Annotated in this window: 9 protein-coding genes; 5 read left to right on the forward strand and 4 right to left on the reverse strand. The window is 32.3% G+C overall.

Annotated features, from left to right (window positions below; all coding sequences use genetic code 11):
• The first annotated feature begins 96 nt into the window (after nucleotides 1-96).
• The 5 genes from ABJM36_RS08505 (at nucleotide 97) to ABJM36_RS08525 (ending at nucleotide 8,296) form a co-directional block, all read left to right on the forward strand.
• A complete protein-coding gene (locus ABJM36_RS08505) occupies nucleotides 97-1,182 on the forward strand; it encodes a glycoside hydrolase family protein (RefSeq protein ID WP_348451032.1) in 1,086 nt (361 codons plus the stop codon).
• A 215-nt stretch (nucleotides 1,183-1,397) separates the two neighbouring features.
• Complete coding sequence (locus tag ABJM36_RS08510) at nucleotides 1,398-2,840, forward strand: sulfatase-like hydrolase/transferase (protein WP_348451033.1); 1,443 nt, start codon at nucleotides 1,398-1,400, stop codon at nucleotides 2,838-2,840.
• 189 nt (nucleotides 2,841-3,029) lie between these two features.
• Nucleotides 3,030-4,844: an alpha/beta hydrolase-fold protein gene (locus ABJM36_RS08515; protein ID WP_348451034.1), complete on the forward strand. Its 1,815-nt coding sequence runs from the start codon at nucleotides 3,030-3,032 to the stop codon at nucleotides 4,842-4,844.
• Between the two features lie 21 nt (nucleotides 4,845-4,865).
• Nucleotides 4,866-7,166: a glycoside hydrolase N-terminal domain-containing protein gene (locus ABJM36_RS08520; protein WP_348451035.1), complete on the forward strand. Its 2,301-nt coding sequence runs from the start codon at nucleotides 4,866-4,868 to the stop codon at nucleotides 7,164-7,166.
• Between the two features lie 20 nt (nucleotides 7,167-7,186).
• Nucleotides 7,187-8,296: a glycoside hydrolase family protein gene (locus ABJM36_RS08525; protein ID WP_348451036.1), complete on the forward strand. Its 1,110-nt coding sequence runs from the start codon at nucleotides 7,187-7,189 to the stop codon at nucleotides 8,294-8,296.
• 82 nt (nucleotides 8,297-8,378) lie between these two features.
• On the opposite strand, the gene ABJM36_RS08530 is transcribed toward ABJM36_RS08525, so the two are convergent.
• From ABJM36_RS08530 to ABJM36_RS08545, 4 genes are all read right to left on the reverse strand, one after another.
• Nucleotides 8,379-10,229: a sulfatase gene (locus tag ABJM36_RS08530; protein ID WP_348451037.1), complete on the reverse strand. Its 1,851-nt coding sequence runs from the start codon at nucleotides 10,227-10,229 to the stop codon at nucleotides 8,379-8,381.
• Between the two features lie 81 nt (nucleotides 10,230-10,310).
• Nucleotides 10,311-11,456, reverse strand: coding sequence for a leucine-rich repeat domain-containing protein (locus tag ABJM36_RS08535; protein ID WP_348451038.1), 1,146 nt, complete (start codon nucleotides 11,454-11,456; stop codon nucleotides 10,311-10,313).
• 414 nt (nucleotides 11,457-11,870) lie between these two features.
• The gene (locus ABJM36_RS08540; RefSeq protein WP_348451039.1) at nucleotides 11,871-13,322 is read right to left on the reverse strand and encodes a sulfatase; all 1,452 of its coding nucleotides are present in this window, start codon (nucleotides 13,320-13,322) and stop codon (nucleotides 11,871-11,873) included.
• Nucleotide 13,323: 1 nt separating this feature from the next.
• A complete protein-coding gene (locus tag ABJM36_RS08545; RefSeq protein ID WP_348451040.1) occupies nucleotides 13,324-17,436 on the reverse strand; it encodes a response regulator in 4,113 nt (1,370 codons plus the stop codon).
• Nucleotides 17,437-17,664: the final 228 nt, after the last annotated feature.

The following is a 17,664-nucleotide window of genomic DNA, read 5'->3' on the forward strand; positions in this document are numbered from 1 at the left end:
AATAAGTATTTTTATACTTACGGCATTTTTTAGGATTACGTAATTTGAGGATACCTAACTAAAACCAAAATTTTACACCATAAATAGCAATAACAAATGAAATTAAGACAACTTACTATTCTTGTAACAATACTTGTATTTACATCTTGTGGAATCTTTGAAAAAAAGAATAATCAACAGGCTAAAACTGTGAATTCAAATAATATTAAATATGAATATATAGGTCGAGCTGCTGAAAATGAAGGAATGCATGTATGGGGTTCTTCACCAATAAAGGGTAAAGATGGTAAAATTCACCTATACGTAGCACAATGGCCTACAAATACACAGCCTAACTTTAATGGATGGTATAAAGATTGTGAAATTGGTCATTATGTAGGAGACAAACCAGAAGGTCCTTTTAAATATGTAGGAGTTGCTGTAGAAGATAAAAATGGACTTTTCAATTCGCCTCACAATCCAACAATTAGTAATATAGATGGTCAGTATCAACTATGTTTTATTGTAAATGAAAATGATGATTTAAAAACACAACGAATTGTAATGTTGGTTGCAGATGATTTAAATGATACTTGGAGACCTGCTAAAGGAGGAGAACCAGACGGAACTATTTTACGTCAAACAAAAGATTCAACAGTTTGGAACTACACCGCACGATTAGGGGTTTCTAATCCTTCATTAATTAAATACAAAGGAAAATATTTCTTATATCATAAATCTGTAGTAAGAAAAGAACCTAAAGGATATGTGTATTCTTATGGTTTGATCGTTGCAGATCATGTAGAAGGTCCTTATGTTCATCAACCAACAAGAGTAACAGAAGAAAAAATGCCGTTAGAAGATGCGTATGCATTTACAATGAATGATTCTGTGTATATGATAAGTCGTGATTTTAGAGGTGCTCTAGGAAACAGAGGCGGTGGGTTGTTATGGAAATCTGCAGACGGATTGTCATTCCCTAAAGAAAACACAAAACGTGCTTATGAAGATCTATTGCATTATGTGGGTGAAGAACATTTAAAAGATGCTGTTTCTTACCGAGGTAAAAAAGATGGACATTTAGAGCGCGCTCAACTTCTTTTTGAAAACGGAATTCCTACCTATTTATATTTGGCTACAGGTGTACAAACCAAACCGGGTTATGGTAGTAGTTCTCATGTTTTTAAAATTAGTTTCGATTAATTTAGAGGCTAAAATCAGGAATAATTAAATAGGTTTTGAGTTTTTCTTTAGTACTTTAATTCAGCTAAAAAAAATGCTTTCTAGTTTAATCTAGCGTATTTAATGAAAACGATATATTAAATTAATAAACATTTTAAACCACAGTAAAACATCATAAAAGTAATGCTTTTAAATTCAATTAAATAGTGTTACATATTGCAAAAAAGCTTTTAGGAATGAAAATGAAAAAATGGGTTATTAGTTCTCTATTAATTGCTGTAATGTTCATGTTTGGTGCTACAGTAACAATCAATGACGAGTCTGATACAAGTAAAAACCAAGATGAAAAAAGACCCAATATAATTGTTATTTTAATTGATGACGCTGGTTATGTTGATTTTGGCTTTATGGGGAGTAAAGATCTTGAAACTCCCAATATAGATAAGTTGGCAACTAGCGGGGTTGTTTTAACTGATGCTCATGTAAGTGCCACAGTCTGTGCGCCATCTAGAGCAGGTTTAATAACAGGAAAATACCAGCAGCGTTTTGGTTTCGAGGCAAATAACACAGGTGATGAGCATGTGGGCGATATTGGTCTTTCTGATGATGTAACTACGATGGCACATGTCTTTAAAAAACATGGATATAAAACGATAGCCTTAGGAAAATGGCATTTGGGCTATGACGAATCCGACCATCCAAATAATAGAGGTTTTGATGAGTTTTATGGTTTTGAAGTTGGAAGTCGGTCCTATTTTCCAATGAAAAATCCACAGAAGAAACAAATGTTACAACACAACGGGGAGCGCGTTTTTTTTAATGGTTACATGACCGATGTATTAGGAGATCAGTCTGTGAGCTATATCGAAGCGAACAAAAAAGAACCATTTTTTATGTATCTAGCCTTTAATGCGGTCCATACACCTATGGAGGCTAAACAGGAACATCTTGAAAAATATAAAAACCACCCCCGACAAAAATTAGCGGCTATGACATGGTCTTTAGATGAGAATGTCGGAAAAATTCAACAAAAATTGAAAGAGTTAGAGTTAGAAGAAAATACACTGATATATTTTTTAAGTGACAATGGAGGTGCAGCCAATAATAATTCTAGCGGAGGTCCTTTAAAAGGATGGAAAGGAAATAAATTTGAGGGCGGACATCGTGTGCCATTTGTTGTTAGTTGGCCGTCTGTTATCAAGCCTGGTCAAACATTTTCAGGTTTAAGTTCTTCGTTAGATATTTTCACAACATCAATTGCTGCGGCCAATATTAAAAAAGAACCAGCTTTACTTTTAGATGGGGTTAATTTATTGCCATATTTAAAAGGAGAAAAAACGGGTAATCCGCATAAAAAATTATTTTGGCGAAAGTTAGAAGAATCGGCGGCAAGAATAGGGGATTATAAACTAATTGGCTTAAAAAACTATGGCTATACTTTCTATAATCTAGATAATGATCTCGGAGAAACTACTGATTTGTCTTTACAAGAAAAAGGAAATTTTAAGAAGACAGTAAATGAGTTAAAAAAGTGGGAAACGCAGGTATTGGAACCGTTATGGGTTGAAGAAAGAGCGTGGATGGATGTTACTTATCATATTCATCAAAGATTAATGGAGAATAAAAAGGTGTTATATGACAGTCCTAAAAAAATGAAGAAATCATTATCCAAAAATTAGAACTTTTTTGTTCATTAAAATTTTTTCGTAGGAAAGAATATTAGCTAAATATGTTAATTGCTTAGGGCAAATATGCTCTGAAAAGGCCTTGTCAAATAATATTTATTTAGAAAGGAATTTTTAATGCATAGAGATATGCATGGGGAATTGAATGATTTAAAACGTTGAATTAGGTTAAGTGAAATAGTAATGAAAAGAACTATAATAATTTTGTGTTTGGTAAATCAGTTTGTTTTTGCCCAAATAACCAATTCAAGCCATCATTCTTACCCTGTTGCAATCGAAGCGCATAATATATCTTATTATGAAAAAAATACAACTGCTCATTTATATGTAGATCAAAAGGGGGTAGAGTTACCTTACAGGTTGTTTTTACCTCCTAATTACAATCCTAATATAAAATACCCCTTGGTGCTTTCACTTCATGGGGCAGGGTCTAGAGGTAGTGATAATTTGAAACAACTACGACCTTGGGTTGCCGGCTGGGTAGATAAAGAAGTGCAAGAAAAACATCCCTGTATCATTGTAATGCCGCAGTGCCCAGTTAAGCAAAAATGGGTTGAGGTGCCATGGAAAAAAGGGTCTTATAAAATGCAAGATATTCCCATAAGTACACCAATGCGCTTAACCAAAGAAATTTTAGACAAGGTGATTCTGGAAAAATCGGTAGACCAAAATCGTGTTTATGTCATGGGGGTCTCGATGGGTGGATACGGAACCTGGAATTTTGTAACACGTTATCATAAAATGATTGCCGCTGCCATTCCTATTTGTGGAGCAGGAGATCCTTCTATGGCAAAAATCATAAAGAACCTTCCTATTTGGGCTTTTCATGGAGATGCAGATCTTACGGTGCCTCTTTCTGGTTCCACAGATATGATGGAAGCTTTATATGCTGAAAAAAACAACAACGCTCAACTAACCATATATAAAAATGTAGGACACAACTCTTACGAATACGCTTGGAAAAATCCCAAATTAATTGATTGGCTTTTTAGTCAGCACAAAAAAGACACGATAGATATAGGCAAAATGATCAAACCTTTAAAAGAAGAAGGAATCTTTCGTGATGCAAATTATTACAACTGGGGTGGATCTATCATAAAAGATGAAAATGGGAAATACCATTTGTTTTATTCAAGATGGAAAAGAGTATATACGTTTAATGGTTGGTTAACTTTTTCAGAAATAGCACATGCTATATCACAACATGCAACAGGGCCTTGGGAGTATAAAGAGACAGTTTTAAAAGGTGAACAAGATGGTAATTGGGATGAAATTACAGCTCATAATCCTAAAATTAAATATTTTAACGGAAATTACTACTTGTATTATATTGCTACTAATTTAGGTGGAGAAAAATATACACATCAAGATTTAATAGACTTAAGTACCGCCTCTTTAAAAGATAGAAAAAGAGGCATGTTACGTAAAAATCAGCGAACGGGGGTGGCGATTTCTAAGTCTCTTAATGGGCCTTGGAAAAAAATGGAAACCTCTATAATAGAACCTAGTGGACCTATTGCAACCATCACTGTAAATCCCGCAATTAGTAAAGGAAAAGATGGCAAATTTTATTTAATTGTAAAAGGTGATAAGCCTAACGAAAAAAGATTCATCAGAAATCAAGTTATAGCTGTTTCTAACCAACCTACAGGACCTTTTACCATACAACCCAATCCCGTAATAGGGAATCTAGATACCGAAGATGTATCTATTTGGTATGATGAAACACAAGATGCTTTTTATGCTATTTTCCATGCCCATTCTTACATAGGTTTAATGACTTCTCCTGATGGAATTCAGTGGGAAAAAGCAGCAAACTATAAAGTAACAGATAAAAAAATAACACTTGAAGATGGTACTCTTTTTAAACCTGGTCGAATGGAACGCCCTTTTGTTTATTTAGAAAATAACAAACCCACAGTATTGTGTTTGGCTATAAAAAAAGGTGATGATTCTTATACTGTATTCTTACCACTAACAAGTACCTTAAAAGACTAACAACTGTTTAAAATCAAAATAATGATAAAATATTTATGTTCCTTTATCTTACTGATTTCTTTCATCAGTTGTAACAATAGTCATGAAGAATTACCTAAAACACCTTTAAAAATTTGGTTTGAACAACCTACACTTAAATGGAATCAAGGTCTTCCTATTGGTAACGGAAGTTTAGGAGCTATGATTTACGGTACTCCCGAAAAAGAAATTATATGTCTAAACGAAGAAACCATTTGGACTGGAGGTAAAGACTATAACAGAGATAAAAAAGATGCAGGAAAATATATAGATACTGTTCAAAAACTACTGTTTGATGGCAAATATAAAATTGCAGAAAAAATTGTTGATGAAAAAATTTTAACAAATAGATTGCCATCAGGAAAAAACACTTATCAAATGTTGGCCAATTTATTTATTGAAACAGTAAATATAAACTCAATAAGTAATTACAGACGTGAATTAGATATTCAAACATCTATAGCAAATACAACGTTTACAAGTAATGGTACTGACTTTAAAAGAGCGTATTTTTCTAGTTTTCCAGACAAAGCCATGGTCTACAAATACACGGCTAACAAAAAAGGTAGTATCAATATTTCTACTTGGGTAAAACGTAATAAACAGACGAAAATAAATCTAACTAAAAATAAAATTGAATTTTCTGAGCATGTAGGTAATGGACATGGGGTTAAATTTAATGCCATTGTTAGTTTTAAAACTATTGGAGGAACCACTGAGGTTAAAGGAAACAAATTAGTAATTAATAATGCTGATGAAGTAATTGTTAAAATAGTAGCTGCTAGTAATTACCGTGGTCAAAATCCTGTTGAAGTTACAAAGCAAACACTAAACAACATCGCAGAAACTTCATACAGCGAATTGTTAAGCAGACATGTTTCAGACTATCAATTTTTATTTAATAGACTTTCTTTTAAAATATCTGACAACACAGGAGAAGACTTACCAACAGACGTTCGTTTAAACAAAGTAAAAAAGGGAGTTACAGATAATTATCTAACACAGTTACAATATCAATTTGGAAGATATTTATTAATAAGTAGTTCGAGACCAGGTACTTTACCTGCAAACTTACAAGGTATATGGGCTAACGGATTTACGCCACCTTGGAATTCAGATTATCACACAAACATCAACGTTCAAATGAATTACTGGATGGCAGAAATGTCAAACCTTGCTGAGTGTCATGAACCTTTCTTAGAATTCATTGGTAATTTAAGAGAAATGGGACGTATTACCGCAAAAAAGACATACAATGCTCGTGGTTTTGTTGCCCACCATACTAGTGATCCTTGGTTTACAACGGCTGCTTTTGGAAAAGCAAGATACGGTATGTGGCCAATGGGTGCAGCATGGGCTTGTCAGCATTTATTTACCCATTATCAATACACAGAAGATAAAGAATATTTAAAAAAACAAGCTTACCCTATTATGAAGGAAGCCGCTTTGTTTTTTGTTGATTTTATGGTGAAAGATCCTAAAACAGGTCTTTTTGTAACAGGACCATCAATTTCTCCAGAAAATAACTTTTTAACCAAAGAAGGAAAAAAAGCGACCTTAAATATGGGACCTACTATGGATCGTGCCATTGTGTTTGAATTGTTTCGTAACTGTATAAAAGCAGCAGAAATTTTAAATATCGATCAAGATTTTAGTCATATTTTAGAAAGTAAAATAAAACAAATGCCTCCTCTTAAAATTGGTAGTGATGGTAGATTGTTAGAGTGGGTAGAAGAATTAGAAGAAGCAGAACCAGGACATAGACATATTTCTCATTTATACGGGCTACACCCTTCAAATCAAATTTCAAAATCAAAAACACTTGAACTGTTTCAAGCTGCTAAAAAAACACTAGAAGGTCGGTTGTCTCATGGAGGTGGACATACAGGATGGAGCAGAGCTTGGATTATTAATTTTTATGCTCGTTTATTAGAGGGAGAAAAGGCTCATGAAAATATTTTAGCGCTACAAAGAAAATCTACCTTACCAAACCTTTTGGACGTACACCCACCTTTTCAAATTGACGGAAATTTTGGTTTGGTATCTGGAATTACAGAAATGTTAATGCAAAGTCACAATGATGAAATTCATATACTTCCTGCATTACCAAAAGCATGGGCTTCCGGGAATATTAATGGAATAGTCGCTAAAAAAGGTTTTGAAATTGATATGACTTGGGAATTAGGTAAGCTTAAAAAATTGGTCATAAAATCAAAATTAGGAAACCCCTTAAAACTTCGTTATCAAAATTCCGTAGAAGAAATAGAAACAAAGAAAGGGGGAGTTTTGGTTTATAATTATTAATCTCCAATAAACCACATGATATGCCATATGTAAGAGTAATATTTATACTAACAATACTGTCTTTTTATGCTTCCTGTAAGGTCGCAAAATACAACAAAGCGTCTCAGAAGCAAGTTGGAATTCCGACCTCCATGTCAGATCATTGGAAATTTATTGGAGAGGCAATAAATGAACCTGGGTATGATGTTTGGGGCAGTTCTCCAATTAGAGATAAGGATGGAAATATACATTTATTCTCGGCACGATGGCCATCAGAAACTCCTTTTAAAAAAGCTTGGCGATACAATAGTGAAATAGCTCATTATGTTGCAAAGAAACCAAAAGGACCTTTCATATTTGTAGAAACTGTTAGAAAAGGTAAGAAAGATGGTAGCTGGAATGCTGCTGGTTTTCATAATCCTAGCATAAAAAAAATAGACGATAAATATGTATTGGTTTTTATAGCTAATGATGGCGCACCAAATTATGGGGCTAGTCAAAGAATTGGCATGCTAATTAGTGATGATCTTAATGGTCCGTGGACAGAAATTCCCAATAAAAACGAACCTTTACTAAGCCCACCTAATGATGAAACCATTTGGTGTGCTAATAGTGGATTGGGAGTAAACAATCCTAGTTTAATTAAGCATCCTAACGGAAAATATCTTTTATATTTTAAAGCTTTGGCGGGACCTAAAGGTACGGGGGCAAAAGTTAGCATGGGCGTTGCTATTTCTAATACTCTAGAAGGGCCCTATATTATTCAACCAAAACCAATCACAACCAATAGCGTTAGAATTGAAGATGGTAATGCTTTTTTATGGAGAAACAAAATATGTTTAATGACCACAGACAATCATGGTATTTTAGAAAAAGGCGGTGGTTTACTTTGGGTCTCAGACGATGGTCTTAAATTTAACGCAAAACCATTATCTGGATTTCATAACTATCAGGATTATTATCTAAATGGCGCATTTCCGGAAGGTGTCAATATTCGTTATGGTGGGAAAAAAGTAAAATTTGAAAGGCCACAATTATTAATGAGTACTGATAATGAACCAGAATATCTTTATTGTCCTAGTGGAGTGGCTTTAGATGGTAGCGATGGTACAAATAACTATGTTTTAAAGTTCAGTGAAGTTGTCGATTAGCGGTATGTATTTTTAGACACAAAAAAAAGACTTACATATATTCTGTAAGTCTTTTTTTGTGATAGAATTTCTAACCATAAGATTAAAATTTCCATAACTCTTCATATGGCATATAACCCGTATTAATTAAAGCTGATTTTAAATAAAATTGATTTAATTTCTTATTTTCTAACAACTTAATTAGGTCCTTTTCAATTGGTTTTGCATGATTCCCTAAATTTTGCAACACGGCATAAGCGATAAAATGATTATCCTTTACTTTGCTTAAAATGTATTTTAATGCCACGGGGTTTTGATGATGTTTTATAAGTACTTCTGCACTTAATAAACGTACCTCAATATTTTCGTCTTCATTGTTAAAATTATTATTGATTTCTTCAGGAATTTCATGTATCAATTTCCTTTCTAGCAACTGTAAAATACCTATTGTTCCCCAGTAGCGAATGGCAGATTGTTTAGATTTTAAATAAGTTTTTAGTTTAGGAATGTCTTTTTCTTTTGCTGTGCTAGAAAACGCTGCAGCGTCAATTACAGAACTTACTGGTTGCTGAGTTTCTCTAACGTAATTATAAAAAGGAATGATGTTTTTTCTGTTACGCATTGACCAAGGGTAAAGACCTAAATCCTTTTCTTTTTTCATCATATCTAGCAACTTCGTTTTCATGGTAGCTATTAAATCTTGATGTTCTTCTGAGTCTATCAAATTTTTTACCTCATAAGGATCTGTTTTAGTATCAAAAAACTCTAACGCTTCTGTAGGTTTCCAAAATATACTTTGTAATTCATTAACTTCACCTTTCATATTTGCATTATCCCACCCTTGGTAAGACGGCATTTGCCACTGGTAGGACTGTCTTGTTCCGTTAGGGTAGGCACAATTAAAATTCCAAATAAGTTTATACCTTCCTGTAGTTAAAGCTCTAGAAGGAATATAATTTTGTTCTTGATTTGCTCTGTATAAAAATATTTCAGATTTAGGCTCTGGTAAATTTTTTCCTAAAAATGGTTGGCCCATCATAAAATCAGGAATATCAACATCCAACAAATTAAAAATAGTAGGTGCAAAATCTACAAAACCAACCAAGTTGTTATTGGTTGAAGGTGTTTTTACGCCTGCTAAATGTCTATATTTTTCTGGAAACCGAACCATTAAAGGTACGCGTGTACCTGTGTCATATAAATATGCTTTTCCTCTAGGTAAACACCCTCCGTGGTCAGAATAAAAGAACACAATGGTGTTTTCTGCTTCTCCCGAAGCTTCTAATTCGTCAAGTTTAGATTTTATCCAACCATCCATTTCATTAACAGCATCATAATGCCAAGCGATATCATCACGTATTTCTGCTACATCTGGTAAATATGGTGGTAGCTTTACGCTATCTAGCGCTATAGTTCTAGAATCTCTTTGTTTTGTGTTTTTTGTAGCTATGCGCTTTGTATGTGTGCCATTATAATTAAATACAGAAAAAAACGGTTCACTTTTATCTTCTCTATTTATATAGCTTGCTTTTTTATTAGATGCTGTCCAAATATTTTTAGGACCATTATTAGCATTGTAATCTGTTTTACTATTATTTGAGCAATAATAGCCTGCATCTTTTAAATATTTCGGATAATAAAATTCTTTTGGAACAGCTCTTTTCTCTCTATGTAAATCTGTTGCTAGCATTGGGGCATAAATACTAGAAATTAGTGTTGATCTGGCAGGAGAACACTGTGCGCCATTAGAAAAAGCATTTGTAAATACAACACTTTTTTTGGCAAAATCATTTAAAGTTGGAGTGGTGGTGTAATGGTTTCCGTAAGTAGATAGATACGGACTCATATCTTCTACAACTAGCCATAAAATGTTGGGCTTATCTTCTTGAGCTTTGCTAGAAATACAAAAAATGACTAATAACAAAAAGAAAATATTTTTTTTATATAAAATCATTTTTGATAGGTATGAGTTTTTTTGATAAAAAAAGTCCGATTAATTTAAATCGGACTTTCTTTCTTTTAATAAAATTTATAGTTAATTTTTTATAATTCGTTTTACAAATGAACCAGTATCTGTTGAAACTTTAAACAAATAAATACCAGACTGTAAATTAGAAATATTAATTTCAGATTCAACCTTACTTATATTTTTACTTAATATAGATCTACCATTGAAATCATAAATTGTGATAGCGGCATTTTTAGATTGACTATTCGTTATAGAAACAACATCTTTCGCAGGGTTAGGATAAAAACTCCACCCTAATTCCGTTTCTTGAGAATGGGTACTTAAAGCTGTTGCTTCGTTAATAGTGGAGAATTCTTGCCATACATCTGCCCCGGTATAATCGCCAAGAGAACCATTTGGAACCGTTAATGTTGCATTTGTATCAATGCCTTCAAATATTGTTCCAACAAAACTACCTGAGGCTCCATTATATGTTAAGGCTATAGGTGTTGTAAACTCAATTGTTACTTGTGTTAAAGAGCTACAGAACTTAAATATGTTCCAGTTAGTTTCATCAAGTACAGTTAAGGAAGCAGGAAGTGTTACTGAAGTAAGTCCTGTACTATTGAATGCTCCTACATATATGTTTTCAACAACAGGCATATCTACTGTTGTAAGATTGGTAGATTGCCAAAATGATAAACCAGCAGCTACACTCGCTCCAATTGAAGTTACACTAGGAAGACTTATAGTTATAAGAGATGTACAATTTCTAAACGACTGTACACCAATAGAAGTTATATTAGGAATACTTGTTGTTGCAAGTGCTGTACAGTTTCTAAATGCCTGTGCACCTATAGCTCCTGAAGAAACTGGAAGGTCTATGCTTGTAAGATTAGAGCAATCCATAAACGATTGAAATCCAGGTTCAGTATCTCCTTGTATAACTAAAGTTTCAATAACTGTTAGGCCTTTAAATGCTGCACCCGAAATTAATGTTATAGCATAATCAAATCCGCCTTCATTTACAGAAGCAGGTATTGTTACATTGGCGGTAAGAGTTCCGCCTGCATTAACTCCGGTAAGTGATACTGTATTTGGTGAACCAGGATCAGCATCAGTTGTCACTATATAGTTATATAAACCGTCATCGAATGTGGCTCCTGCTGTAAGTTGAGCGTTTGTTATCGTTATACTTAATAACGTAACAAATAATAGTATTGTTTTTTTCATTTTATTATAGTTTAATAAGTTAATTAATATTGATTAAAATTACTTATTAAAATGATTAACTATGGGATACAACAGTGTCATATTATGGAGAAAAATGTTGCATTTATTGTTATAACCTGATAACAGCGTATATTTTTACATGAATATTGTTATTCTTGGGGTATTCATAGAAGATAGTTATTTATATGGAATTATTTTACTATTTAGTACCTAAATAGTCTTGACTAGTTTTAATAATTTTTCCTAGTTAATTTAAAGTTAATTTTGCAATTATTGTTTAATAATTCGCTTTACACACGTTCCATTATCAGTTGTTACTTTGAATAGATAAATTACTGAATGTAAATTTGAAGTATTTATTTTTTCTAATTGCACGCTATTTATTGTTTTATTAAAAAGAGTTACTTAAATAAATTATTTGTTAAAACTTATTATTTTATCTTTTTCAAAATCTGAAGAATAGTAAGGATTCTTTTCGGTTGGAGTAGGTGCATTTGTTTTTAATCGCCAAGCATCTAATTTTTTATAAAGTTCCTTTGTTTTTTGAGGGTTTAAGTCTGCGAGATTATGTTGCTCACTAAGGTCATCTTTTAAATTATATAATTCTAGAGCATTATCCTCATAATAGTGGTGTAGCTTCCAACTTCCTGAGATAATAACAGAGCCTGGTCTAGTTCTAAATAACGGGTCTCGACTGCCATCGTTTCCTTTACTGTAGTTTTGTAAATACACAGGAAAATGAAAATACAATTCTCTAACTTTGGTAGTCTCCCCATGTAGTATAGGGTTTAAATCTATGCCATCTAAAAGTGTGTTGCTTTTTTTTGGTTTAGTAATGGCTTGTAACGTTGGGTAAAAATCTAATTGCGATACTATTTGATGGGAAACAGTGTTAGGTGTAATATGTTTTGGCCATTTTATAATTAATGGTACACGAATACCACCTTCATAGTAAGATCCTTTTCCGGCTCGTAATGGGTCTTGATTAGAGATTTGGCGTATCCCTCCATTATCTGAAGTGAAAATTACTAGGGTGTTTTTTTCTAGATTATATGCTTTAAGCGCATGCAATACTTTGCCAACGTTTTCGTCCATAGATTCAATCATGGCAGCATATGTTGCATTGTTTTGTTTGTTATCTCCTTTTTTGTTTTTGTATTTTTCTATTAGTTTTCTTTTACCTAATAGAGGCGTATGGACTGAGTAATAAGGGAGGTACACGAAAAAACTAGTGTCTTTAGCTTTCTGCATAAAAGTAATGGCTTCGTTAGTTAATCGATCGGTTAAATATTCGCCATTAGGTCCATTTTTAATAAAATCTATATTGTATGGGGAAAAATACCCATCCTTTCCTGGGTTTCCTCTGTCGCTACCTCCAATATTATAATCTATACCTTGTTTATTTGGATTTGCACCAACATGCCATTTTCCAAAGTTTGCGGTTAAATACCCACTAGATTTTAGCATTTCGGGCAGTGTGTAAATGGAGTTGTTAAGATGTTTTGTGTTTTGTATTGGTATTAATTTTCTAGTTTTTTTGTGACCTCTATCCGATGGACTAACAGTAAATACTCCATGTCTAGGTGTATTTAATCCAGATATTAAGCATGCTCTACTAGGTGCACAATTTGCAGCACCTGCATAAGCATTTGTAAATGTAAGGCCTTGTTTTGCTAATGCATTAATATTGGGTGTTTCATAATAAGAGCTTCCCATAACCCCTAAGTCTTTCCAACCAAGGTCATCAACATTTATTAAAATAATGTTAGGCTTTTTAGCCGTTTTGTTGTTGTATTTAGGTTTACAACAAATAAGTAATGATAAGAATAGACTAAATATAATTGTCCAGCTATATTTTTTTATCATATTATTTTAAATTCTTATGCTTTTTTATGTACTGGGTAGGGCTCATTCCATATTCTTTTTGAAAACACTTTCCAAAATATTTTTGATTGTTAAATCCGGTCATATATGCTATTTCAGAAAGGTATAGGTCACTATCCTTTAAAAGTTGTTCTGCGCGTTTTAATCTTATTTTTTTTATAAAATTAACAGGAGTAACATTAGAGATAGCTTGCAGTTTTCTGTATAAGTTAGCTCTACTCATACCCACTTCTGAAGCTAAATATTCAACACTTAAAAGATTGTCGTTCATAGACTCTTCTATAATGGTTACGAGTTTACGAATAAATTTTTCGCTATTAGAGTCGGCTACTATTTCTGAAGGTGCCGCGGTAATAACTTTACTGTATTGTTTTTTAAGTTGCCCTCTAGAGATAAACGTATTTTTTACTTTCCATTTTACAAATTCTAAACTAAATGGTTTTTCAATATAGTCGTCCGCTCCTAAACTTAAACAATCAATTTTGGTTTCGTCTGAGTTTTTTGCCGTAAGCATAAATATTGGTATACTATTAAGTTCGGGATTTGCTTTAATTTTTTTTAACATCGAAATACCGTCTTCAACAGGCATTAAAATATCACTAATTATAAGTTGAGGTCTTTCTTTTAGTACTGCTTCATACCCTTTTTTACCATCAGAGGCTTCTTTAATAGAAAAATCTTTTTTTAATTCTTCTTTTATCATCTCCCTTAAATCTCTGTTATCTTCTACAATTAAAACTGTAGGTTTATTGGTTTTAGGCTTTGTTTTAGCATCATGAGCTAAGGAAACTTCTTCTATGACTTGAAATTCTGAATTTTTAATAAAGTTTCTTTTTAAAGGCTCAGCCATCTCTAGTCGCTCATTTTTACTATACCTATTTTTATCTATTGGCAAGTGAAAAATAAAATTGGTAAAGGTATTTGGCTTACTTTCTACAATAATGCTTCCATGATGTCTTTCTATTAGTTTTTGTACTAATTCCATCCCAATACCTGTTCCCGGAACATGATTTTTAGGTTGATTTGTAGCTTGATAGTACCTGTTGAAGATAAATGGTAAATCTTCAGCCGAAATACCAACGCCATTATCTTGGACACTACATTTAACATAGGTGCCTTTTTCGAGATTAAGGTCTTCTGGTTTTTTTTGTATTATAGTTATCAATTCTAATTTGACATTTATTTTTCCATGTTCTGGTGTATGTTTAAATGCGTTGGAAAGCAGATTAAAAAGTATTTTTTCTAGTATATCTACATCATACCACCCTTTTATTTTTTTTTCTTGTGTTATAAAACTATAATTTATATTGTAAATCCTAGCGAAATCATTAAATGCATTTTTTATAATCTCTATGTCTTTGACAATATCGTTTTTGGAAATTCTTAATTTAAATTTACCTCCATCAAACTTTCTAATATCCATTATTTGATTTATTAATCTGCGCATTCTTAGAGTATTATTATGAATGCGTTGTATAGTTAATGGGCTTAGTGTGAAGTTTTTTTCTTTTATTGCTTTTTCAACAGTCCCAAAAATTAAGGAAAGAGGTGTTCTTAATTCGTGTGAAATATCTGTAAAAAACACCATTTTCATTCTGTTGTGTTCATTATCTTTTTCTCGACTAACGGTTTCTTTTACTAAGTTTTCTTTTAAACGATACCATCTTCTAATTAATTTTACACCTATACAAATTAATAATAAAGTAAGAGTAAAATAGGCTAAATAAGCCCAGTTACTTAGCCAAAAGGGAGGTTGTATTGTAAATTTTAAGGCTGTAGGGATTTCGTTCCAAACACCATCACTATTGGAGCTTTTTACTTTAAACGTGTAATCCCCTGGAGGAAGATCGTTGTAGTTTACCTTTGTATCATATCCAACAGTATTAATCCAATAATTGGTTAAACCTTCTAGCATATAGGCGTATTGATTTTTGATAGGATGTGTAAGGTCTAATGAAGAGAAGTTAATGGCAATATTATTTTGATTATGTGGGAGAATTATTGGTGTTTTAGTATCGGTTTTGAAATTTGTTGATGCAGGTGCAACCGAGTTTGTTTCGTTAGTTTTAGTGACACCAAGCGTTTTAAAACTGGTAATTACTGTAGATGGAGTGGTAGAGTTTTGATAAAATTTATCAGTAAAAATTGTGTAAAATCCTCCATAAGACCCAAAATAAATCTTTTTTTGTTCCTCATCGGATGTATTGGATTTATTAGCAAACTGAATTTCCTTTATTCCATCTTCGATACCAAAATGCCTGAATTTTTCTTCCTTAGAATTGAAACGCACTAATCCATCTGGGGTGCTTAACCATAAATTTTCATTATAATCTTCTTCAATGGCAGATATAGTATTATATAATAAACCATTAGATTTGGTATAATGTATAAATTTATTGGATTTTGGATTATATTTATTTAATCCGCCTCCTCTAGTTCCAATCCAAATATTTTCGCGAACGTCTTCATGCAAGTTTAAAATAGCATTTGATGATAAACCATTTTTTGAAGATGGTAAATATTCTTTTATAGATTCATTGGTGAAATCAATTCTAAAAAGGCCTTCTCCCCGTGTACCTACCCATAATTCATTAGTTTTGGAAAACAGTAAGGAAGAGGTATGGTTGTTACCAAGTGTGTTTATTACGTTTTTTTTAAACGTTGTTATATTGTTTGCAGCGTTAATTACTTTCACACCATCATTCCAAAGACCAACCCAAATCTCATTTTTATTAATCAGGGCAATATCATTTATGCGATTTTTATAGGTTGCTACTTCAGTTAATTGTAATTCTTTCTTTCCTTGTTCAAAGTTATCGGTAATATAAAGTTTATTGTTGCTTACTAACAACAGTTTATCTTTTTCAAAATTTTGTGAAATCAGTGTAATATTTTTAATTCCAGTTTTAATTTTGTGAAATTGTTCTGTAATTGGATTGTACCAGCATAATCCGTCTGACGTTCCTACTAAAATTGTGTTGGAAGAATAATGTAATATACTTCTTATAACCTCGTTATCATTATTATAATTGGTTTTTAGCCCATTAAAATTGAATATAGATGTTCTATCTGTGTATTTATTTATACCTTTTAAAGATCCGATCCATAAATTTCCAAAGTTATCAAACGTGGTACTTGTAATATGATTGTGGTTTAAGCTACCATTTATATCCTTATGGGCGAAATAAGTAAAATCGTAACTATTATTGCTCCTAGTAGCTTTTATTAGGCCTCCGGTAGTACCAATCCAAATTACGTTGTTGTCTTTAGAAATGGTTAAGGATGTAGTTGTACCTTTTACAAGGTTGGCAGGTATAAAGTTATTATGGCGTTCTAGTATTTCTAGATTGTTATCCTTTTTATTATAACCAATAATTAAAAGTACGTTTTTGGTTAGGGCAATTATTTTATTGTTTTCGTGGATTTTTAAAAACTTTATATTTTCCTTTAAATTAGTTGGAATATACTCGTTTTTAGAATTTAGAATAAAAATTCCCTTCGGAGTGGCTAGCCAGCGTCTTTCAAAATTATCTTTAACAAAAGAATTTATTTGTCTTCCAGAACCCGTTAAATTTGAATTTTTAATATAATTAAAGTGGGTGTCAAATTTAGCCTCATCCACATGTTTACCAGGAGTAATTTTAACCAACCCTGTATTTCTAATGTTTGCCCAAACATCTCCATTGGAGGATTTATGAATAACCGATACTGTAATGTTTTTGTAAAACCCTTTAAATTTATTTTCTATTCGATTAAAATGGATCAGGTAACTTTCGCTTCCTATCCATAGGTTTTTGTTGTCATCTTCTAAAATAGAATTTACACCATCATTTGGTAAAGAGTCTGGGTTAAAAACATCATGTTGGTAAGAAATTAAATCGTTTCCATCGTAGCGATACAATCCCGAGTCTGTGCCTATCCAAAGGTAGCCAATACTGTCTACAAATAGAGTGTTAATTTTTTTGTTTAGGGGAATTCCTTGAACTTCTAGTTTATGAAAATAGGTTTCGCTAGATTGAGAAAAACTTAATGTAAAACTTAAAAAACAAAGTAAAGATATGCAATATGATAAGTGAATTTTATTGTGTAAAAACATACGTGTGGATGTTTAATTAATAAATAAGGTCCAAAAATTTTATAATAAATTAACCATAATACAATATCTCAAATATTTTTAAAAAAGCAAGGGGTGTAAAGGGTAATTATGTTGTATCTCCAGAGTGTTATTGTTGCATTTAAACTGAAATTTATGAGTTTTGTGTATTTATGCAACAAACACAACTAATAAAAGAGAATATTGCATATGTAGATTTTTGTAGTTTTG

It is taken from the genome of Algibacter sp., assembly GCF_039977455.1.
In the GTDB taxonomy this organism is placed as follows: Bacteria; Bacteroidota; Bacteroidia; order Flavobacteriales; family Flavobacteriaceae; genus Algibacter_B.